The organism is Bradyrhizobium sp. CCBAU 11430, from assembly GCF_028128855.1.
In the GTDB taxonomy this organism is placed as follows: domain Bacteria; phylum Pseudomonadota; class Alphaproteobacteria; order Rhizobiales; family Xanthobacteraceae; genus Bradyrhizobium; species Bradyrhizobium ottawaense.
On the sequence record NZ_LBJV01000056.1, the window covers coordinates 62,694 to 82,429 of the forward strand.

Annotated in this window: 19 protein-coding genes and 1 other RNA gene; 7 read left to right on the forward strand and 13 right to left on the reverse strand. The window is 65.5% G+C overall.

The window, feature by feature from the left end; genetic code table 11:
• Nucleotides 1-33: 33 nt before the first annotated feature.
• Complete coding sequence (locus XI04_RS17145) at nucleotides 34-990, reverse strand: N-carbamoyl-D-amino-acid hydrolase (protein ID WP_271623732.1); 957 nt, start codon at nucleotides 988-990, stop codon at nucleotides 34-36.
• Nucleotides 991-1,141: 151 nt separating this feature from the next.
• Here XI04_RS17145 and XI04_RS17150 point away from each other — a divergent pair, with 151 nt between their 5' ends.
• Together XI04_RS17150 and XI04_RS17155 are read left to right on the forward strand one after the other, a co-directional pair.
• Entirely contained in the window at nucleotides 1,142-2,068 is a 927-nt protein-coding gene (locus tag XI04_RS17150) for a LysR family transcriptional regulator (protein WP_028140371.1), read from the forward strand.
• A gap of 122 nt (nucleotides 2,069-2,190) precedes the next feature.
• Complete coding sequence (locus XI04_RS17155) at nucleotides 2,191-2,895, forward strand: type 1 glutamine amidotransferase (RefSeq protein ID WP_028140372.1); 705 nt, start codon at nucleotides 2,191-2,193, stop codon at nucleotides 2,893-2,895.
• A 161-nt stretch (nucleotides 2,896-3,056) separates the two neighbouring features.
• Here XI04_RS17155 and XI04_RS17160 read toward each other — a convergent pair whose 3' ends face one another.
• From XI04_RS17160 to XI04_RS17190, 7 genes are all read right to left on the reverse strand, one after another.
• Nucleotides 3,057-3,524, reverse strand: coding sequence for a nuclear transport factor 2 family protein (locus tag XI04_RS17160; protein WP_038951054.1), 468 nt, complete (start codon nucleotides 3,522-3,524; stop codon nucleotides 3,057-3,059).
• A gap of 93 nt (nucleotides 3,525-3,617) precedes the next feature.
• Nucleotides 3,618-4,067 carry a tol-pal system-associated acyl-CoA thioesterase gene (gene ybgC / locus XI04_RS17165; protein WP_094893331.1) on the reverse strand — a complete coding sequence of 150 codons (450 nt, stop codon included), beginning with the start codon at nucleotides 4,065-4,067 and terminating at the stop codon, nucleotides 3,618-3,620.
• Nucleotides 4,068-4,136: 69 nt separating this feature from the next.
• Nucleotides 4,137-5,057, reverse strand: coding sequence for a metallophosphoesterase (locus XI04_RS17170; RefSeq protein ID WP_271609254.1), 921 nt, complete (start codon nucleotides 5,055-5,057; stop codon nucleotides 4,137-4,139).
• A gap of 129 nt (nucleotides 5,058-5,186) precedes the next feature.
• Nucleotides 5,187-6,221: a Holliday junction branch migration DNA helicase RuvB gene (gene ruvB / locus XI04_RS17175; RefSeq protein WP_173019843.1), complete on the reverse strand. Its 1,035-nt coding sequence runs from the start codon at nucleotides 6,219-6,221 to the stop codon at nucleotides 5,187-5,189.
• Between the two features lie 149 nt (nucleotides 6,222-6,370).
• The gene (gene ruvA, locus XI04_RS17180; protein ID WP_028142015.1) at nucleotides 6,371-6,988 is read right to left on the reverse strand and encodes a Holliday junction branch migration protein RuvA; all 618 of its coding nucleotides are present in this window, start codon (nucleotides 6,986-6,988) and stop codon (nucleotides 6,371-6,373) included.
• Nucleotides 6,985-7,512: a crossover junction endodeoxyribonuclease RuvC gene (gene ruvC / locus XI04_RS17185; protein WP_028142016.1), complete on the reverse strand. Its 528-nt coding sequence runs from the start codon at nucleotides 7,510-7,512 to the stop codon at nucleotides 6,985-6,987. The genes ruvA and ruvC overlap by 4 nt, the downstream gene beginning before the upstream one ends.
• 229 nt (nucleotides 7,513-7,741) lie before the next feature.
• Entirely contained in the window at nucleotides 7,742-8,488 is a 747-nt protein-coding gene (locus tag XI04_RS17190; protein ID WP_212477280.1) for a YebC/PmpR family DNA-binding transcriptional regulator, read from the reverse strand.
• A gap of 210 nt (nucleotides 8,489-8,698) precedes the next feature.
• On the opposite strand from XI04_RS17190, the gene XI04_RS17195 reads away from it, so the two are divergent.
• The 5 genes from XI04_RS17195 to XI04_RS17215 all read left to right on the forward strand — a co-directional run bounded on the left by XI04_RS17195 (nucleotide 8,699) and on the right by XI04_RS17215 (nucleotide 16,663).
• Nucleotides 8,699-10,444, forward strand: a complete 1,746-nt coding sequence (locus XI04_RS17195) for a methyl-accepting chemotaxis protein (RefSeq protein WP_173015770.1) — start codon at nucleotides 8,699-8,701, stop codon at nucleotides 10,442-10,444.
• A 178-nt stretch (nucleotides 10,445-10,622) separates the two neighbouring features.
• Nucleotides 10,623-12,047 carry a methyl-accepting chemotaxis protein gene (locus tag XI04_RS17200; protein ID WP_028142019.1) on the forward strand — a complete coding sequence of 475 codons (1,425 nt, stop codon included), beginning with the start codon at nucleotides 10,623-10,625 and terminating at the stop codon, nucleotides 12,045-12,047.
• Between the two features lie 634 nt (nucleotides 12,048-12,681).
• Complete coding sequence (locus tag XI04_RS17205) at nucleotides 12,682-13,146, forward strand: (2Fe-2S)-binding protein (RefSeq protein WP_028142020.1); 465 nt, start codon at nucleotides 12,682-12,684, stop codon at nucleotides 13,144-13,146.
• Between the two features lie 8 nt (nucleotides 13,147-13,154).
• Nucleotides 13,155-15,323 carry a xanthine dehydrogenase family protein molybdopterin-binding subunit gene (locus XI04_RS17210; RefSeq protein WP_173015769.1) on the forward strand — a complete coding sequence of 723 codons (2,169 nt, stop codon included), beginning with the start codon at nucleotides 13,155-13,157 and terminating at the stop codon, nucleotides 15,321-15,323.
• Entirely contained in the window at nucleotides 15,320-16,663 is a 1,344-nt protein-coding gene (locus XI04_RS17215) for a c-type cytochrome (RefSeq protein WP_152102373.1), read from the forward strand. The genes XI04_RS17210 and XI04_RS17215 overlap by 4 nt, the downstream gene beginning before the upstream one ends.
• A 211-nt stretch (nucleotides 16,664-16,874) precedes the next feature.
• On the opposite strand, the gene XI04_RS17220 is transcribed toward XI04_RS17215, so the two are convergent.
• From XI04_RS17220 to XI04_RS17240, 5 genes are all read right to left on the reverse strand, one after another.
• Complete coding sequence (locus XI04_RS17220; RefSeq protein ID WP_028142023.1) at nucleotides 16,875-17,699, reverse strand: TIGR00282 family metallophosphoesterase; 825 nt, start codon at nucleotides 17,697-17,699, stop codon at nucleotides 16,875-16,877.
• Nucleotides 17,677-18,273, reverse strand: coding sequence for a 5-formyltetrahydrofolate cyclo-ligase (locus tag XI04_RS17225; RefSeq protein ID WP_152102372.1), 597 nt, complete (start codon nucleotides 18,271-18,273; stop codon nucleotides 17,677-17,679). Before XI04_RS17225 ends, XI04_RS17220 begins: the two co-directional genes overlap by 23 nt.
• A gap of 169 nt (nucleotides 18,274-18,442) precedes the next feature.
• Nucleotides 18,443-18,603: non-coding RNA, 6S RNA (gene ssrS, locus XI04_RS17230), on the reverse strand.
• A gap of 242 nt (nucleotides 18,604-18,845) precedes the next feature.
• Nucleotides 18,846-19,229: a cell division protein ZapA gene (locus XI04_RS17235; RefSeq protein WP_018318702.1), complete on the reverse strand. Its 384-nt coding sequence runs from the start codon at nucleotides 19,227-19,229 to the stop codon at nucleotides 18,846-18,848.
• Complete coding sequence (locus XI04_RS17240) at nucleotides 19,226-19,546, reverse strand: DUF4164 domain-containing protein (protein ID WP_028142025.1); 321 nt, start codon at nucleotides 19,544-19,546, stop codon at nucleotides 19,226-19,228. Before XI04_RS17240 ends, XI04_RS17235 begins: the two co-directional genes overlap by 4 nt.
• Nucleotides 19,547-19,736: the final 190 nt, after the last annotated feature.

Consider the following 19,736-nt stretch of genomic DNA (forward strand, 5'->3'; position numbering starts at 1 on the left):
TCCTTTGCCAACGCCGCGACCGGCCGTTTGAAATCAATCCGCATCGAGAACGGCCGGCTCGATGACGCCTGCACGTTCAGTGATCACCCTGTATTGCTCCGGCCGCCGGTGGGCGGCGAAGTTGAACATCTTGTCCTTGCCCTGGCGACACAGGCCGAGATCGATGTCGGCGACGATCACTTCATCTGCGAGCGTCTGCGCCTGCGCGACGATGCGCCCATTCGGATCGACGATGCAGGAGCCGCCGATCAGTCCGGAGCCGTCCTCCTCGCCCGCCTTCGCCACCGAGATCGCCCAGGTCGCGTTCATGTAGGCGTTGGCCTGCGTCACCAATGTCGAGTGGAAGGTGCGCAGGGCGCCGTCTTCGGTGGTGCCGCCATTGGGATCGTAGGCAGCCGAATTGTAGCCGATACAGACAAGCTCGACGCCTTGCAGGCCGAGCACGCGCCAGGATTCCGGCCAGCGGCGATCGTTGCAGATCATCATGCCCATGATGGCGTGGGCCCAGGCCGAGCCGGCGCGGAAGGCGGGAAAGCCGAGATCGCCATATTCGAAATAGCGTTTCTCGAGTTGCTGGTAACGTGCGCCCGGCCGCGGCTCCACCGAACCCGGCAGGTGAACCTTGCGATAGCGGCCCAAGATCTCACCGTCGCGATCGACCAGGATGGCGCAATTGTAGCGGCGGCCGTCAGCGGTCTGCTCGGCATAACCGACATAGAAGCCGACGCGCAGCGCCCGCGCACGATCGAACAGTTTAGCCACCGCAGGGTTCGGCATTCCGCGCTCGAAATAACGGTCGAGCGCCTCACCCTCGAGCAGCCAACGCGGGAAGAAGGTGGTGAAGGCAAGCTCGGGGAACACCACGAGGCTGGCGCCGCGGCCGGCCGCCTCCTCCAGCAGTGCAAGCATCCGCGACAACGTATGCTCGCGCGTATCGGCTTTTTGCGTCGGCCCCATTTGAGCGGCGGCGGCGCGAAGGACACGAACCAAGTTTGCCTCCAATCTGTGCGCAGTGCTGCCTCAATGGGCGAATGAACCCTTTGATGCGACGTGCAAATCCGCTGCCATTACGGGCGAGCGGGGCTGCAAAATCAATTCATTCTGCTATGATGTTTTGGCCCTGAGTATAATCAGCAGTGATATGAACCTGCGTCAGCTCGAAATCCTGCGCGCCGTCATCCGCCACCGCACCACGGTCGCGGCGGCGGACGAACTGGCCCTCTCGCAGCCCGCGGTCAGCAATGCGCTGAAGACGATGGAGGCGCAGGCGGGCTTCGCGCTGTTCGAGCGGGTCAACAACCGGCTGTTTCCGACCGCGGAAGCGATGGCGCTGTACAAGGAGAGCGAGGCGATCTTCGCGCTGCACGCAAAACTCGAGAACCGCGTGCGCGATCTGCGCGAGAACCGCTCCGGGCACCTTGCCATCGTGGCGACGCCGCCGCTGGCCTACAGCATCATCCCCTCCGCGCTGTCAGGCTTCCTGCGGCGTCGCCCGGAAACGCGCGTGTTCTTCGACGTGCGCCGCTACGAGGGCATCATCGAGGGCGTGCTCAGCCGTGTCGCCGAGCTCGGCTTCGCGCTCGGGCTGACGCATCATCCCGGCATCGCGCACGAGGTGGTGCATACCGGCGAGATGGTGTGCGTATTGCCGCCGCAGCACCCGCTCGCCGAAAGGCCCGTGATCTCGGCTTCGGATCTGTCCGGCCTGCCTTTCATCGGGCTCGAACGCGGCACGCGGCTGGGTGAAGCCGTGCGCGACAGTTTTGCCCGCGCCGGCGCGCCGTTTCAGCCGACCGTCGAGGTGCGCTACTGCAACACGGCCTGCGTGTTAGCTGCCGCCGGCGTCGGCGCCGCGGTGGTCGATCCCTACTCGCCGCGACAGAACGGCGGCAGCGGCCTCGTTGTCCGCCCGTTCACGCCGACGACGCACGCGGTCGCCTATATGCTATGGTCGGAGGCCGAGCCGCTGTCGCGCCTGGCCAAGGCCTTTCTCAACGAGGTCCGCAAGGAAAGTGCACTGCTGGAGCGTACAGCGTCACACCAGCAATATAGGGCAGAAGGCGGCTGAGCATGATCCGGAAAAGTGTGAAGCGGTTCTCCGGAAAGATCATGCTTGAACAACAAACAAAGCGCGATGGCGATTCATTCTGATCTCATCGCGCTTTGGCTTCGCAACCTTCCGGGGGGCACATGGCACGCATCACCATCATCGAGACCGGACAGGTCCCGCAAAAATATCGGGAGCAGCACGGCTCGTTCCCGGACATGTTCGAACGCATGGTCCGCACCGAGGACCCGACGGCCACGGTGGACGTCGTCAGCATCCCGAACGGCGACGCGCTTCCCGATCCGGGCAAGCTCGAGGCCGTGCTGATCACCGGCGCGGCAGCAGGCGTCTATGACGGGCTCGACTGGATCGCGCCACTGGAGCATTTCGTCCGTACCGCTTACGCCAACAAGACGCCGATGGTCGGAATCTGCTTCGGCCATCAGTTGATCGCGCAGGCGCTCGGCGGCACCGTGCGCAAGTCGGAGAAAGGCTGGGGCATCGGCCGGCACGTCTATCAGGTGCTGCCGGAGAACGGCGTCATTGCCTGCGAGGAGGTTGCAATCGCCGCCTCACATCAGGATCAGGTGATCGAGCCGCCCAACGACGCGCTGACGATCCTGTCGTCGGAGTTCACCCCGCATGCCGGCCTGCTCTACGCCAATGGCACGACGCTGACCGTGCAGCCGCACCCGGAGTTCGACGTGGCGTTTGCGCAAGTGTGCTGCGATCTGCGCGACGGCAAGGCTCCGGATGACGTGGTGGCGACGGCGCGCGCATCGCTAGCCGAGCCGATGGACAATGCGAAGCTCGGTGGGGCGATTACGCGGTTTCTGGCAAGGCGGTGAGACTTCACCTCGCCCCGCTTGCGGGGAGAGGTCGGATTGCATCGAAGATGCAATCCGGGTGAGGGGGACTCTCCGCGAGTCCGTCTGCCATCGAATTTGCTGAAGCAGCCCCTCACCCCAACCCTCTCTCCGTAAGAACGGGGAGAGGGAGAGGAAGCGCCTCAGAACGGACTCTCCCCCAGCCCCGGCACATCGGCCGGCCGCGGCCCCGGCGCGGCCCAATGAAAGCGGCGGTCCTTCTCCGCAATCGCGATGTCGTTGATCGACGCTTCGCGGCGCTTCATCAGCCCGTGCTCGTCGAACTCCCACTGCTCATTGCCGTAGGAGCGATACCACTGGCCGCTCGCGTCGTGCCATTCGTACTGGAAGCGCACGGCGATGCGGTTCTCGTCGAAGGCCCAGAGGTCCTTGATCAGGCGGTAGTCCTGCTCCTTCTCCCATTTGCGGGTGAGGAACGCGACGATGGCCTCGCGGCCCTGCAAGACCTCTGAGCGATTGCGCCAGCGGCTGTCCTCGGTATAGGCGAGCGAGACCCGCACCGGGTCGCGTGAATTCCAGGCGTCCTCGGCCATGCGGGCCTTTTGCGCGGCGGTCTCACGGGTGAAGGGCGGAAGCGGCGGGCGCGACATGATGGCCTCATCGGTTGGTCGAGGCCGCAATCTATCGCCGCGACTGGTGGAGTCGATAGGCCATCACAAATCGGGCGATCACTTATCGGGCGATCAGGAAATCAGATCGGCCTTCATCAACGCGCGGATCGATTTCGGGATCGGCTGGGCGCGGCCGCCGCTGATGAAGGCGACGCGCACCTCGGCCTTCACCAGAACCTCCTCGCCGCGACGCACTTCCTGCGCCAGCATGATCGAGGCGCCCTTCACCGCAACAGGCCAGGTCACGACGTCGAGCACGTCGTCCATCCGAGCGGGTTTCAGGAAATCCAGATGCATCGAGCGCACCACGAAGGCAAAGCCGGCACCTTCGGTCTCCACCTGGTCGAACAGCGCCTGCTGCTCGGCGCCCATCAGCCGGAGGTGATTGGTGCGGCCGCGCTCCATGTAGCGCAGATAATTGGCGTGATAGACGATGCCGGAGAAATCCGTGTCCTCGTAATAGACGCGGACCTGCATGTGGTGGCGGCCGTCGCGGATCTCGCCGTCGAGATGAGCTGTCACGTCGCGAGCCTCTTCGCTTGTCGCTAACCGCCCCGTTTTGCGCAAAAACGGCCGGACGCGCAAGCGCAGCTAGGACACGGCGAGCCCTGTCCTTCCCAGCGTCACCTCGACGATCTCGGGCGGCACGCCGACGCGGATCGGCATGATGCTGCAACCGAGGCCACCGGAGACAATGAGGTCGCATTTCAGCCGGAAGTGGCCATAGGCGAGGCGCAGGCCGTTCTTGGGCGAAACCGCCGGCGACCAGCCAAGCAGGCGAACCTGGCCGCCATGGGTATGGCCGGACAGTTGCAGCGCGACGCGCCCGGGTACGAGCGGCGCGATGTTGGGCTCGTGCGCGAGCAGGATGACCGGCGCATCGTCGGTGACCTTCGCCAGCGTGGCGTTAAGATCGTCGGCGCCGAAGCGGCCGATGCTGCGGAAGCGCCGCGCCGGCAGGAAGGCCAGCTGATCGCCGAGCCCCGCAAGCCAGAACGGGCGGCCGTCCTTGGTGAGGCGCACCACGTCATTCTCGTAGACGGGGATGCCGGCCGTCTCCAGCGCGCGATGGGCGATCGTCGGCCCATACCCTGCCTGCTGCACCGTCCTGTCGTCCCAATAATCGTGGTTGCCCATCACGGCATGGACGCCGAGCGGCGCCTTCAGGCGGGCCAGCACCCTCGCCCATTCGCGCGACGGGATGAGGCGCGTGACCTGGTGCACGCCGGCGACATAGTCGCCGAGCAGCACGATGAGGTCGGCCTTCAGCGCGTTGGTGCGGTCGACGATCGACTCGATCCGCTCCAGCGACATCCAGGGATCGCAGGCATGAATGTCGGCGATGGCGGCGATCTTCAGCGGAAGATCCGCCGGCCATTGCCGCGGCGTCAGATGATAGCGGGTGACGCGAAGGCGCAGCACCGGCTCGATGCCGACGCCATAGGCGGCGGTCGAGACGCCGAGGGCGGACAGGCCGCCGATGGAACGGATGAGATGACGGCGCGTGATCATGAAGACCCGATCGTAATGCGCCTTGTTGATGCGGTCCGATTGGAGCGGAATTGGGGTGCGTTCGTGCAGAACGTCTGCACGAGATTACCAGAAATTCATGATAGAAGCAGCGCGCTGCATTGGCGCAGATCAGTCGTCGCTGTCGTCCGCGCCGAACAGGCCAAACTGCGCCGCCGCATCCCGCGAGGGCTCGGCGATGCCGAGATGTCGGAAGGCGTGCGAGGTGAGCAGACGGCCGCGCGGAGTACGCTGCAGATAGCCGCACTGGATCAGGTAGGGCTCGATGATGTCCTCGATCGCATCGCGCGGCTCGGACAGCGCAGCGGCCATGGTCTCGACGCCGACCGGGCCGCCGCCATAGTTCATCGCGATGGTCGTGAGATAGCGGCGGTCCATCGCGTCGAGGCCCGCAGCGTCGACCTCGAGCGCGCTCAGCGCGTGGTCGGCAATCTTGCGATCGATCCTGTCGGCATCGGCCGCCGAAGCGAAATCGCGCACGCGCCGCAACAGACGGCCGGCGATGCGCGGCGTGCCGCGCGCGCGGCGCGCGATCTCGTTGGCACCGTCCGCGCTCATGCCGACATTGAGCACGCGCGCGCCGCGGGTGACGATGCTTTCGAGTTCCTCGATGGTGTAGAAGTTGAGACGGACCGGAATGCCGAAACGATCGCGCAAGGGATTGGTCAGGAGACCCGCGCGCGTGGTGGCGCCGACGAGGGTGAATTTCGACAGCTCGATCTTGACTGAGCGCGCCGCCGGGCCCTCGCCGATGATGAGGTCGAGCTGAAAATCCTCCATCGCGGGATAGAGCACCTCTTCCACCGCCGGACTGAGGCGATGGATCTCGTCGATGAAGAGCACGTCGCGCTCCTCGAGATTGGTCAGCAGCGCGGCGAGATCGCCGGCCTTGGCGATGACGGGACCCGACGTGGCGCGAAAGCCGACACCGAGCTCCTTCGCCACGATCTGCGCCAGCGTGGTCTTGCCGAGGCCCGGGGGACCTACGAACAGCACGTGATCCAGCGCCTCGCCGCGCTTGCGGGCCGCCTCGATGAAGATCGAGAGGTTCTTGCGCGCCTGCTGCTGGCCGACGAAATCGGATAGCGATTGCGGGCGCAGCGCCGTGTCGCCGACATCGTCACTGCGGCGCTCGGGCGACACCATGCGGTTGGCCTTGGGATCGCTCACTCAGCGAACTCCACGTAGGGTGGGCAAAGGCGCGCTTCGCGCCGTGCCCACCATGACTTCGATCGATTGAAAGATGGTGGGCACGCTGCGCTTTGCCCACCCTACCAGACCGACCATTGTCGCGCTCACTTCGCCAGTTCCTTCAGGCCGAGCCGGATGAGCTGCGCCGTCTCGGCGCCCTCACCCGCACTGCGCGAGGCCGACGCAATCGCGGCGGCGGCCTGCGGCTGGCCGTAGCCGAGATTGACCAGTGCCGAGATCGCGTCGGCGACGGGCCGCGGTGCGCGCTGGTCGTCGACGGCGCCGGCAAGATGCACCACCGCCGGATCGACATTGGCGAAGGCCGGCGCCTTGTCCTTCAATTCTGTGACGATGCGCTCGGCGACCTTGGGGCCGACCCCGGGCGTACGCGCCACCGCCGCCTTGTCGCGCAGCGCAATCGCATTGGCGAGGTCGGAAGGCGCCAGCGTGCCGAGCACGGCGAGTGCGACCTTGGCGCCGACGCCCTGCACGGTCTGGAGCAGGCGAAACCATTCCCGCTCCTGGTCGGTGCGAAAGCCGAACAGCTTGATCTGGTCCTCACGGACATAGGTCTCGATCGACAGCACGGCGGCCTCGCCCGGCGAGGGCAAATGCTGCAGCGTGCGCGAGGAGCAATGCACCTGATAGCCGACGCCGCCGACGTCGAGGATCACGAAATCCTCGCCGTAGGAATCGATCAGGCCCTTGAGCTTGCCGATCATAACCCCGCCACCTTCAGCCTGAGCGCGGTGCTCTGGCGGTGATGGGCGTGGGTGATGGCGATGGCGAGCGCGTCGGCGGCATCCGCTGACGGCGGCTCGGCCTTGGGCAGCAAGATCTTCAGCATCATCGCGATCTGTTGCTTGTCGGCATGGCCGGCGCCGACCACCGTCTTCTTGACCTGGTTCGGCGCGTATTCGGCGACAGAGATGCCGAACATCGCGGGCGCCAGCATGGCGACGCCGCGGGCCTGGCCGAGCTTCAGCGTCGCAACGCCGTCCTTGTTGACGAAGGTCTGCTCGACCGCGGCTTCCATCGGCCTGTGGCCGGACAGCACGGACGCGAGCCCCTCATGGATCGCGAGCAGCCGGCTCGCCAGCGGCAAATCGTCCGGTGGTTCCACCGAGCCGCAGGCGACGTAGATCAGACGGTTGCCCTCAGCCTCGATCACGCCCCAGCCGGTGCGGCGCAGGCCGGGGTCGATGCCGATGATGCGAACGGGGCCACGAATCGGGAGCACGGTCATGGGCCAGTGATAGCGGCTGGCCGTCGTGGGGGAAACAGAAACAGAACGGAAGTAACAGGGGAAGTGGGATATCGTCAGTGAGGCGGGAATTGTTGCCCGCCACGACGCGCGCCGTCATCCCCGCGAAAGCGGGGAATCCAGTACGCCGCGGCTTCTCCGTATCTCGCCGGCTTCGCTGGAATACTGGGTCGCCCGGTCAAGCCGGGCGACGACAGCGGAGGGTGAGGTCCTACCCGCCCATCTTCGCGACCAGCGCGTCTGACACCTCGAAATTGGCGTAGACGTGCTGGACGTCGTCGTGCTCGTTCAGCAGATCCATCAGCTTGAGCAGCTTCTCGCCGGTCTCGTCGTCGACCGCGACCGTGTTCTGCGGCTTCCAGATCAGCGCGGCCTTGCGCGGCTCGCCGAACTTGGTCTCCAGCGCCTTGGCGACGTCGCGATAGCCTTCGGTCGAGGCGTAGATCTCGTGACCGGCTTCGCCGGAGACGACATCGTCGGCGCCGGCCTCGATCGCCGCATCGAGCACGGCGTCGTCGGAGGCCACGCTGCGGTCGTATTCGATGATTCCGGTGCGATCGAACATGAAGGACACCGAGCCGGTTTCGCCGAGATTGCCGCCCGACTTGGTGAAGAAGGAGCGGATGTCGGAGGCGGCGCGGTTGCGGTTGTCGGTCAGCGCCTCGACGATGACGGCGACGCCGCCGGGGCCATAGCCCTCGTAGCGGATCTCGTCATAGTTCTCGCCCTCATTGCCGAGCGCCTTCTTGACGGCGCGCTCGATATTGTCCTTCGGCATGTTCTCCTGGCGCGCCGCGATGATGGCGGCGCGCAGGCGGGGGTTCATGTTGGGGTCGGGCGTGCCCAGCTTGGCCGCGACGGTGATTTCCCGCGCCAGCTTGCCGAACAGCTTCGACTTCTGGGCATCCTGCCGCCCCTTGCGGTGCATGATGTTCTTGAATTGGGAATGTCCGGCCATGCGTGGTCTCTCGGGGGTCTCTTGGAAGCGTACGCCAATGAGGGTGGGAAACGCGGCCTTATAGGCCGCCAACCCACCGGAATGAAAGGGTCTCGGATACTTTAAGGTAACACCGTACAGGCCCCTGCCTAGAGGTGAGGCATCGTTAACCCTGACTTCATTCCAGCCTGCGAAAATAACCTCCGAGCGTCCCCCGACAAGAGAGACCTGATGGCATTCGGACTATTTCGGAAGCGTCTGCCGGATATGGCCGCGCCGGTGGCAGCCGCAGAGGCCGCGCCGCCGGTGACCCAGTCCGAGCCCGCCCCAGCCGAAGGTGATTCGGCGCGGGAGATCCTGGAATTACTGGAACTCGAGCTCGGCGCGATGATCCGCCAGCTCGAGCGCGCCGCCAATTCGGTGGCGGGCGGCGCCGAAGCGACCGCATCGACGCTTGCCGCCATCCGCGACCGCACCGACGCCCTGACCGGCCGGACCAATGCCGCGCAATCGACCGCCTCGACCTTCGCCCATGCCGCCGACAAGTTCACCCAGTCCGCGCTGGGGATCGGAGCGCAGGTTCGCGAGGCCGGCAAGCTCGCCGACGAGGCCAGCGCCGCGGCGCAGGAAGCCCGCGCCAATGTCGATCGCTTGCGCGAATCCTCCGCCGCCATCGGCAATGTCGTCAACCTGATCGCGCAGATCGCGCGGCAGACGACGCTGCTGGCGCTCAACTCGACGATCGAGGCCGCACGCGCAGGCGCTGCCGGAAAAGGCTTTGCGGTCGTCGCAACCGAGGTCAAGGCCCTCGCGGTGCAGACGCAAGGGGCGACGGAAGAGATTACGAAGAAGATCGACGCGCTGCAGCGCGACGCCGCCGGCTCTGCCGATGCCGTGCACCGCATTTCGCAGGCGATCGAGGCGATCCGACCGGTCTTCGAGACCGTCAACGGCGCGGTCGCCGAACAGAACGCCACCACCAGCGAAGTCTCCGGCAACGCCGCGAGCGCCTCGGAATTCATCGTCTCGGTCGGCGAGAGCGCAGCCGAGATCGATGCCGCGACCAAGGCCGCCGAGAGCCACGGCGAGAACGTCGCCAGTGCCGGCAAAGCCGTCACCACCTTCGCACAGAAGCTGAAATCGCGCTGCGCCGTGCTGCTCCGCCAGAGCGAGCACGACGACCGCCGCAAGACCGAACGGCTGCCCTGCCATCTCAAGTTCGAGAGCCCGCGCGGCGTGATGCCGGTCTATGAAATCTCGATGGACGGCGTGCTGATCGGCGGTGCGGATGCAGGCCGGCTTGCACCGCAAGCGATGATCGAAGGCACCCTCGAAGCCGTCGGCGCCTGCCGCCTGCGCGTGGTCGAGCAATCCAAGGCCGGTGCCCGCGCGCAATTCGCCAGCCCCAATGCCGAGCTCCGCGAAAAAATCGAGGACAGGCTCTGGGCGATCCACGAAGAGAACACGGAGTTCGTCACCCGCGCCATGGAAGCGGGCAACGCGCTGACCCAGATCTTCGAGCAGGCCGTTGCCCGCGGCGAAATCAGAATCGACGACCTGTTCGACACCGACTACGCCGAAATCGCCGGGACCAATCCGCAGCAATACCGCACGAAATATCTCGACTGGGCCGACCGCGCGCTGCCGCCGTTCCAGGAGGTCTTTCTGGCCAAGGACCAGCGCTTGGCGTTCTGCGCCATGGTCGACCGCAACGGCTTCCTGCCGGTGCACAACAAGATCTATTCGCACCCGCAGCGGCCGGGCGACGTCGCCTGGAACACAGCCAATAGTCGCAACCGCAGGATATTCAACGACCCGGCGGGGTTGGCGGCCGCACGCAACCTGCGCTCGTACCTGGTGCAGAGCTATGCGCGCGACATGGGCAATGGGAATACGGTGATGATGCGCGAGATCGACGTTCCGATCCGCGTGCAGGGCCGGCACTGGGGTGGATTCCGCACGGCCTACAAGCTCTAGAGCCTGGTCCGAAAAAATGTCCCGCAATTTTTCGAGCGGAATAGAGAAATAAGGCGCGAATTGCGCCTGAGTGCACGCTCAGGCAAGACGCCGACCGCGAATCATCCTTTTAAGCTGAATTGGAATGGGAATGCCGCCGTGAGCCGGGGTGCGGCTCTGACTGGAGGACTCATCGAACATGTCCGTCGTACAACTTGCAGTCATGGACACCGGCTCCAATCGCACGCTGGCCGAGCGGCTGATCGATCAGCTTGCCGACCGCATCGGCGGCCTCGGCGTGGAACTCGCCGATATCGCCGGCAACGTCCAGGAAGTCGCAAATCGCGTCGCAAACCAGTCGGAACGGTTCCACCATCTCCAGGAGACCGCCGAGACGATGGTCTCGGCCAACCACGATATCGCCAATGCATCGCAGGCCGTGCAAACCACCACGTCCGCGGCGGTTGGCGAGATCGCGCAATCGCGCAGCGCCGTCGACACCGCGGTCAACCACATCTCCGAGCTCGTCGCGGCGGTGGAGCGCATCGAGGCGCGCCTCAGCGCCGTCGGCTCGGCGCTGGCGCAGGTCGCGAAAGTCTCCGGCTCGATCGAGGCGATCGCGAAGCAGACCAATCTGCTGGCGCTGAACGCAACCATCGAAGCCGCCCGCGCCGGCAATGCCGGTCGCGGTTTTGCCGTGGTGGCAAGCGAGGTGAAGAACCTCGCGGAAGCCACCCGCCAAGCCACGCACCAGATCTCCGACACCGTGCGCGATCTCGACGGCCAGATCGAAGGCCTGATCGGCGAGAGCAGCGACGCCTCGCAGCGCGCCAAGACCGCCGGCGAAGGCGCCCAGCAGATCTCCGGCATCATCTCGCGGGTTCAGCAGGGCTTCGCCTCCGTGGAGGCGGAGATCGGCAGCGTCACGCGCGCGGCGACCTCCAATCTCGGACATTGCGACACCGTCATCAGCGAGCTGAACGAACTCGCCAAGGGCGTCGACCTCTCCTCGCGCGATCTCAAGAGCGCCGATCAGCGCGTGACAAAGCTGCTCGACACCTCCGAAGGCCTGATCGCGCTGATCGCCGACAGCGGCGTCGAGACATCGGACGCACCGCTGATCCGAATCGTCGTCGAGACCGCGAAGCGGATCTCGACCGAATTCGAGGCCGCGATCGATCGCGGCGACATCACGCTCGACCAGCTCATGGACGAGACGTATCGCGAAATTCCCGGCACCGATCCAAAGCAGTACCTCACCAGCTACGTCGACTTCACCGACCGCGTGCTGCCCGCGATCCAGGATCCGATCCAGAAATCCGATCCCCGCATCGTGTTCTGTGTCGCCTGGGCCAAGGGCGGCTATCTGCCGACCCACAACCCCAACTACCGCCTGCCGCAGGGCAAGGACCCGGTCTGGAACAACGCCAATTGCCGCAACCGCCGCCTGTTCAACGATCGGGCAGTGCAGAAGGTCGCGGCGAACACCAAGCCGTTCCTGCTCCAGACCTACCGGCGCGACATGGGCGGCGGGCAGTTCGTGCTGATGAAGGACCTGTCCTCGCCGATCGTGATCCGCGGCAAGCGTTGGGGCGCCTTCCGGATGGGTTTCCGGCAGAGCTGAGGGCCGCTCAGTCAAAAATCTGAAAGACAACCCCATGCACAGTAGCCGGGGCGTCCGAAATCAATGGCTTACGCCGGCAGCCTCCGGCCCGTTTTGACTCGTCGGGCAAAACAAGGGCACAATGCTATTATTCCGAAGTTCGGCATCTGAGCTTGGCAAGGCCGGAGCAAGCGCCTCGTCCTTCGAGACGCCCGCTCACGCGGGCTCCTCAGGATGAGGCTTCACTGCACCGGTGTCCGGTTGAAACTGCTGCTGCGGACTCCGTCCTCATCCTGAGGGCCCGCCGGAGGCGGGCGTCTCGAAGGATGGGCCGCAGGCGAGGTTCGCCGTCGCGCGGCTCTCCGGTCACGAAACTTTCCCAATCGCACGACTTTCGTCATCGCATGATTTTGCGCATCCGCACGACAATCTGCGGTGATCGACGACGCGCGCGCCGAAAAAGCATCAAAACATGACGATTATCATATCAATTAGCCCAAAACGCTGGCAGCGAGCGCCGCACAAATTCGTGAACGTCATGGGCTGACGCGTCAGCAGCGCAAATATGCATTGCCGGAGATTGCGACGCTTCATTGTCGCGCGCGAATTGGCTGACTAGATCGACGTAAGCGATCGAGCGAGCAAGGGGATGCATATGGCAACTGTTCTCACCATCAACGGCGAAACGAAATCGTTCGATGCGCCGCCTGAAATGCCGCTGCTGTGGGTGCTGCGCGACATCCTCGGAATGACCGGCACCAAGTTCGGCTGCGGCATCGCGCAATGCGGCGCCTGCACGGTGCATGTCGACGGCAAGGCCGTGCGCTCCTGCGTCCTGCCGGTCAGCGCGGTCGAGAACCGCGCCATCACCACGATCGAACATGTCGGCAGCACGCCTGCGGGCGCGAAAGTGCAGAAGGCCTGGCTCGACCTCGAAGTGATCCAGTGCGGCTATTGCCAGTCCGGCCAGATCATGTCGGCCGCCGCATTGCTGGCCGCTACGCCCAATCCTGACGATTCCGACATCGACGCTGCGATGGCCGGCAACATCTGCCGCTGCGGCACCTATGTCCGCATCCGCGAGGCCGTCAAGCAGGCCGCCAACGGCCGTCAGTCCTGAGGTCCACCATGAATGCACATAACAGCGTCTCCCGCCGCGCGCTGCTGACCGGCGGTCTCGCCACCGGTTTCCTGCTCGCCTTCCATCTGCCGCTGCGCGCGGCCGTCAACGAACCGGTGCAGCCGCCCGATGCAACCGAGGGCAAGTTCGCGCCCAACGCCTTCATCCGCATCGACGAGACCGGCCGCACCGTGCTGATGATGCCGCAGGTCGAGATGGGCCAGGGCACCTATACCTCGATCTCCGCCGTGCTCGCCGAAGAGTTGGATGCCGACTGGAGCAAGGTCGAGGTGCAGCACGCCCCGCCGAACGACAAGCTCTACGGCAATCCGACCTTCGGCCTGCAGGTCACCGGCAACTCCAACTCGATCCGGGCCTGGTGGACGCCGCTGCGCAAGGCCGGCGCCACCGCGCGCGCGATGCTGGTGCAGGCCGCGGCCGCCCAATGGGGCGTCGAGCCCGCGAGCTGCACGGCGTCGAAGGGCGAGGTCGCGCATGAAGCCAGCGGCCGCAAGCTCGCTTACGGCGCGCTGGCGCTCGCTGCCCAGGGACAGACCCCGCCGAAGGATGTCGCGCTGAAGGACCCCAAGGACTTCGTCATCATCGGCCAGCCGCTGAAGCGGCTCGACACGCCCGACAAGGTCAACGGCAAGGCCGTCTACGGCATCGACGCGATCCTGCCCGGCATGAAGTTCGCGACCGTCGCCGCCTGCCCCGTGTTCGGCGGCAAGGTCGGCAAGGTCGACGACAGCGCCGCGGTGAAGCTCCCTGGCGTGCGCAAGGTCGTGGTGCTCGACGACATGGTCGCCGTGATCGGCGATCACATGTGGGCGGCCAAGAAGGGCCTCGAAGCCCTCAAGATCGAGTGGAACGAGGGACCCAACGCTGCGATCACCACGAAGGATGTCTGGGACGATCTGCGCAAGGCCAGCCAGAAGGACGGCGCGGTCGCCAAATCCGACGGCGACATCGCCAAGGCGCTGGCGAGCGGCGACAAGTTTGAGGCGGCTTACGAGCTGCCGTTCCTGGCGCATGCATCGATGGAGCCCATCAACGCCACCGTCCATGTCAAATCCGATTCCTGCGAGATCTGGACCGGCACGCAGATCATGACGCGCGTGCAGTCGGAGGCGGCGAAGGCCGCTGGGCTTGCGGTCGACAAGGTCATCGTCAACAACCATCTGCTCGGCGGCGGCTTCGGCCGCAAGCTCGAACCCGACATGGTGATCGCGGCGGTGAAGATCGCAAAACAGGTCGACTACCCCGTTAAGGTGGTGTGGACCCGCGAGGAGGACATCCAGCACGACGTCTACCGTCCGGTCTATCGCGACCAGATCACTGCGTCGCTGGTCGACGGCAAGGTCGCGGGGTGGAAGTACAAGGTTGCCGGCTCCGCCGTGCTGGCGCGCTGGCTGCCGCCGGCGTTCCAGAAGGGCATCGACATCGACGCGATCGATGCCGCGGTCGATGCACCCTACGACTTCGCCAATTTCCACGTCGAATATGTCCGCGCCGAGCCGCTGTCGGTGCCGACCGGCTTCTGGCGCGGCGTCGGCCCGAACAACAACGTGTTCGCGGTCGAATGCGCGATGGACGAGCTCGCGCGCAAGGCGGGCAAGGACCCGATCGAGTTCCGAAAGTCCATGCTGACCAAGAACCCGCGCATGCTCGCGGTGCTCAACCAGGTCGCGGAGAAATCCGGCTGGGCTCAACCGCTGCCTCCGCGCGTCGGCCGCGGCGTCTGCGTGCAGCCGTCATTCGCGAGCTTCATCGCGACCGTGGTGGAGGCGGAGATCGACGACATCGGCGAGATCGTGCTCCGCCGCATCACCTCGGTGGTCGACACCGGCATTGCCGTCAACCCCGACACCGTGAAGGCGCAGATCGAGGGCGGGCTGATCTTCGGCCTCACCGCCGCGCTCTATGGCGAGATCACGATCGACAAGGGCCGCGTGCAGCAGTCGAACTTCCACGACTATCGCATGATGCGCATCAACGAGACGCCGAAGATCGAGGTGATCGTCGTCAAGAGCGGCGAGGCGCCCGGCGGCATCGGCGAGGCCGGCGTCAACGCCGGACCGCCGGCGCTGCGCAACGCGATTCTTGCCGCAACCGGCGTGGCGCTGCGGCGCCTGCCCATTGACCGAAAACTGCTGGCTGCGGGGAAGAAGGCATGAGCGGGAAGATGCGTATCCTCACAAGCGTCGCTGCGATCGCCATCCTCGCAGCAGGGCTCGGCGTCTGGATCATCCGCGGGCCCGGCCCGCTCGATTTCGCGGGCGGCACGAAGGTGGCGCTGACGGATTACCGCGCCGGCAAGCCGACCGGCGTGCCGGCCAAGCTGGAGAAAGCGAGCCTGGTCGAACGCGGTGAATATCTCGCCAAGGCGGCCGACTGCATGGTCTGCCACACCAAGCCCGGCGAGAAGGATTATGCGGGCGGGCTCGCCTTCAAGCTGCCGTTCGGCACGCTCTATTCCACCAACATCACGCCGGACAAGGACACCGGCATCGGCAATTACAGCGACCAGGATTTCCTGAACGCGGTCCAGCACGGCCAGCGTCGCGACGGCGCCCGGCTCTATCCGGCGATGCCGTACACGTCCTACACATTCATGACCGACGCGGACGTGCTGGCGGTGAAGGCCTATCTGTTCAGCCTGCCGGCGGTGCGCGCGAAGGCGCCGGAGAATACGCTGTCGTTCCCGTTCAACCAGCGTTGGGCCATGATTGCCTGGTCGGCCGTGTTCAATCCGGACACGCGCTTTGCGCCTGATACTTCGAAGAGCCCGGAATGGAACAGAGGCGCGTACCTTGTCGAAGCGCTGGCGCATTGCGGCGAATGCCACACCCCGCGCAATCTCGGTTTTGCGCTGGATAACCGCAAGAAGTTCGCCGGCGCGATCACGGCGGGCTGGCGCGCCTTCAACATCTCCTCCGACAAGGCGACGGGTCTCGGCAATTGGAGCGACCAGGATCTGATCTCGTATTTGTCGCTCGGCCATGCGCCGGGCCACGGCTCGGCCTCGGGCCCGATGGGTGAAGCCGTCGACCACAGCTTTAGCCAGTTCGCGCCAGAGGACATCAGCAGCATCGTTGCTTATCTGCGCAGCGTGCCGCCGGTGCCCTCGCCCGACCTGCCCGCCACCACGGCACCCGTCGCCCCCGCCTCGCACAAGGACGGCATCACGGCGGACGCACGCGGCAAGAAGGTGTTCGCCAGCGCCTGCGCCAGCTGCCACGGCTGGAGCGGCGAGAGCCCGGTCTCGCCGATGGCAACGCTGACCGGCACCTGGGCCGTCAACGACCCCGCCGCCACCAACGTCGCGCAGATCGTGCTGTCAGGCACCAAGCGCCACACGCCCGATGGCGCGCTGTCGATGCCGGCGTTCGGCAACGCCTACACGGACGACGAGATCGCGGCGGTGGCGAACTACGTCACGGCGCGGTTCGGGACGAAGGGCTCGAAGCTGACGGCGAAGGATGTCGCGGAGCTGCGGGGACAGACGGCGGAGTAGTACGGTGGCGGTACTTGCAGCGAGATTGATGCGCAATCGCGCGTGTCAATCTCCGCTGTCGTCCCGGACAAGCGAAGCGCAGATCCGGGACCCATACCCACAGGGAGTGGTTTGGCGAGAATTCGGAGTGGGAGCTTTGCCTCACACTTCTCCCTGTGGGTATGGGGTCCCCGCGTGCGCGGGGACGACACTGAGTTTGACGCGCCGCTACTCAGCTCAACCAGAACTTCGGCGTCGCCGGCTCCAGCCTTCCGCCGACGCGCACTGGCGCGATCTTCAGCGCGAGGCCGGTGACATCATCCGTCTCCACGGCGACGCCGCTCAGCGTCGCCGCGCCCGCGGCCGGCTCGAACCGTCCCGACGGAATCCCCGACGTGAACCTGCGCAGCGGCTCTTCCTTCTGCATGCCGATGATGGAATCGTAGTCGCCGGTCATGCCGGCATCGGTCATGTAGGCGGTACCGCCCGCGAGGATCTGGTGGTCGGCGGTCGGCACGTGGGTGTGCGTGCCGACGACGAGGCTGGCGCGGCCGTCGCAAAAGAAGCCGATGCCCTGCTTCTCGCTGCTTGCCTCGCAATGGAAGTCGACGACGATGGCGTCCGCAGCGACGCCGAGCGGACAGGCGCCGAGCTCACGCTCCAGCGCCGCGAAGGGATCGTCGAACGGGGTCATGAAGACGCGGCCCAAGGCGTTGACGACGAGCGCATGCTTGCCGTTCTTGGTTTCGACCAGGGCTGCGCCGCGGCCGGGCGTGCCGCGCGGATAGTTCGCGGGCCGGATCAGGCGCTCGGCACGCTCGATGAACACCAGGGCTTCACGCTGGTCCCAGGAATGGTTGCCCAGCGTGACCGCGTCGGCACCGGCGTCGAGAAACTCCTGATAGATCGCTTCCGTGATGCCGAAGCCGCCCGCGGAATTCTCACCGTTGACGACGACGAAATCGAGCGACCAGTCCTTGACCATGCCGGGCAGATATTCGGCGATTGCCGTGCGTCCTGCACGGCCGACGACGTCACCCACGAAGAGAATGCGCAACTTCAGAACTCCGGAAATCGAACACGTCCGATTCCGTTAGCACATAATCCAGCGCGACGTCGTGGGATAGTGCCGGAACCGCCTTGATCTCCTGCGCTGCAAAAGCGAGCCCGATGCCGACGATACTCTTGGCCTTGCGCAAATGCGCGAAGGTGAAGTCGTAATGCCCCGCGCCATAGCCGATGCGATGGCCGAGGCGATCGAACGCCGCCAGCGGCGTCAGCATGACATCCGGGATGACTTCGCTTGCGGCCGGCGACGGCTCGGGAATGCCGAGCGGGCCGAGCATCAGGCGATCGTTCGGGTGGAAGATGCGGAAGATCAGCGACTGGCCGCGCGCGGTGACGCAAGGCAGCGCCAGCTTTGCGCCCTGCTCGGCGAGCTTCTTCAGCAGCGGCATCGGATCGATCTCGCTGCGGATCGGCGAATAGCCGGAGACGATGCTGCCGGGCAAGAGATCGAACGGCAGTCCGCGCTTGGCGAGCTTTGCGGCGGCAGCGCTGCGCTTCTTTTCGCTCAGCGCGTCGCGTGCCGCGAGGGCTTTGGCGCGGAGCTCGGCTTTGGAGTTGGGCATGCGCTTTGGTCCCCCACGTCATCACCCGCGAATGCGGTGATCCAGTATTCCAGAGGCGGCAGTGATTCACACAAAGGCCGCGGCGTACTGGATGCCCCGCCAAACCGGGGCATGACACCTGTTGACTGGCCGCAGTCGTTTCAACAGGCACAAACCAAGCAAACAAAAGTGCGAAGCCGCGTACGCCGTTGAAGCACTCGATCCCGGAGTTCCCTACGAAAGTAGGTGGGCACCATATGTCCGGGCCCACGGGCCCGGCCAGGGACAGTTCCCTAAAGGATCGATAAGGCCCCGGGGATATATGGCTCCTGACGCGCGTCGCAGCCTCGCCCGGGCAATGTAACAACGATACTGACGAATCGCCAGCCCGGCGAGCGGGTCGCTTTCGCGGCCCTCGCTCGCAATGCCACCCTCCCCTGGAGGGGGAGGGTCGCTACGCATGCAGCGAAGCGAAATGCGTAGCGGGGTGGGGTGACGGTCTCTCCACCTCCAACAGTGTTCGTGTGGAGAGATCACCCCACCCCGCTCGCGCTACGCGCGATCGACCCTCCCCCTCCAGGGGAGGGTGAACGTCAGCCGATCGCAATCCCGTTGCCGACGGTCCGGTTCAGGACCTGGGTCGACTTCTCGATGCGTTCGGCCGCCGCGTTCAGGGCATTCACCACGGCGGTCTGCGTCATCCTGGCGCGCTCGACCGCGGCGTTGCGGAAGTCCCTGAGCTCGGTCAGCTCCTGCTCCATGGTGCGGACACGGTTGCCGGCATCGACCAGCTCGTCGCAGACGGTCAGCGCCGCCATCACGGTGAGGCGCGCATCGCCGATCTCGCCGAATTTTCCGCGCAGCGATTGGATCCGCGTCTCCAGGCTTTCCGCGAGCTTGAGCAGCCGCACCTCCTGGCCCTCCTCGCAGGCCATGCGGTATTGCCGGCCATTGATGGTGACGTTGATGTGGCTCATCCGTCCTCTCCGGTATCGAGCACCGAGCGTATCGTGACGATCGCGGAATCCAGCCGATCGGAAATCTCGCGATTGGTGCGCTCGAGCTTGCGCGCCTTCACCAGCGCGCCGTCGAGCTCGTCGGCGAGCCGCGAGCGGTCCGCGCCGAGCGCCTGGATTCGTGCCGCAAGCTCGTTCTCGTCGCGATCAGCGTCGCGCCGCCGCTCGACCGCGCTTTCGAGCGCGTCGAGCGCCGACATCAGCCTGCGGGTCGCGATCTCGATCTCGACCGCGGAGGACTCCGTCATGGCGGAACTGTTGGACACGCGATCGTTCATGTAGTCAGCGGCGGAACCTGTGGCCTTTGCCCAGTGGCCTTTTCCTGGGGCGTGCCGTCCGGCAAAAGACTCGGTTCGGCAAGCGGTTAGAAGCAGAAATTTACGTGGCAAGCTAGCCGAGCGCAACGCCGCCGCGAAACTATGCACTGCTAGATCAGGCGCGGATCGTCCCGACCCATGGGTTCCTGCC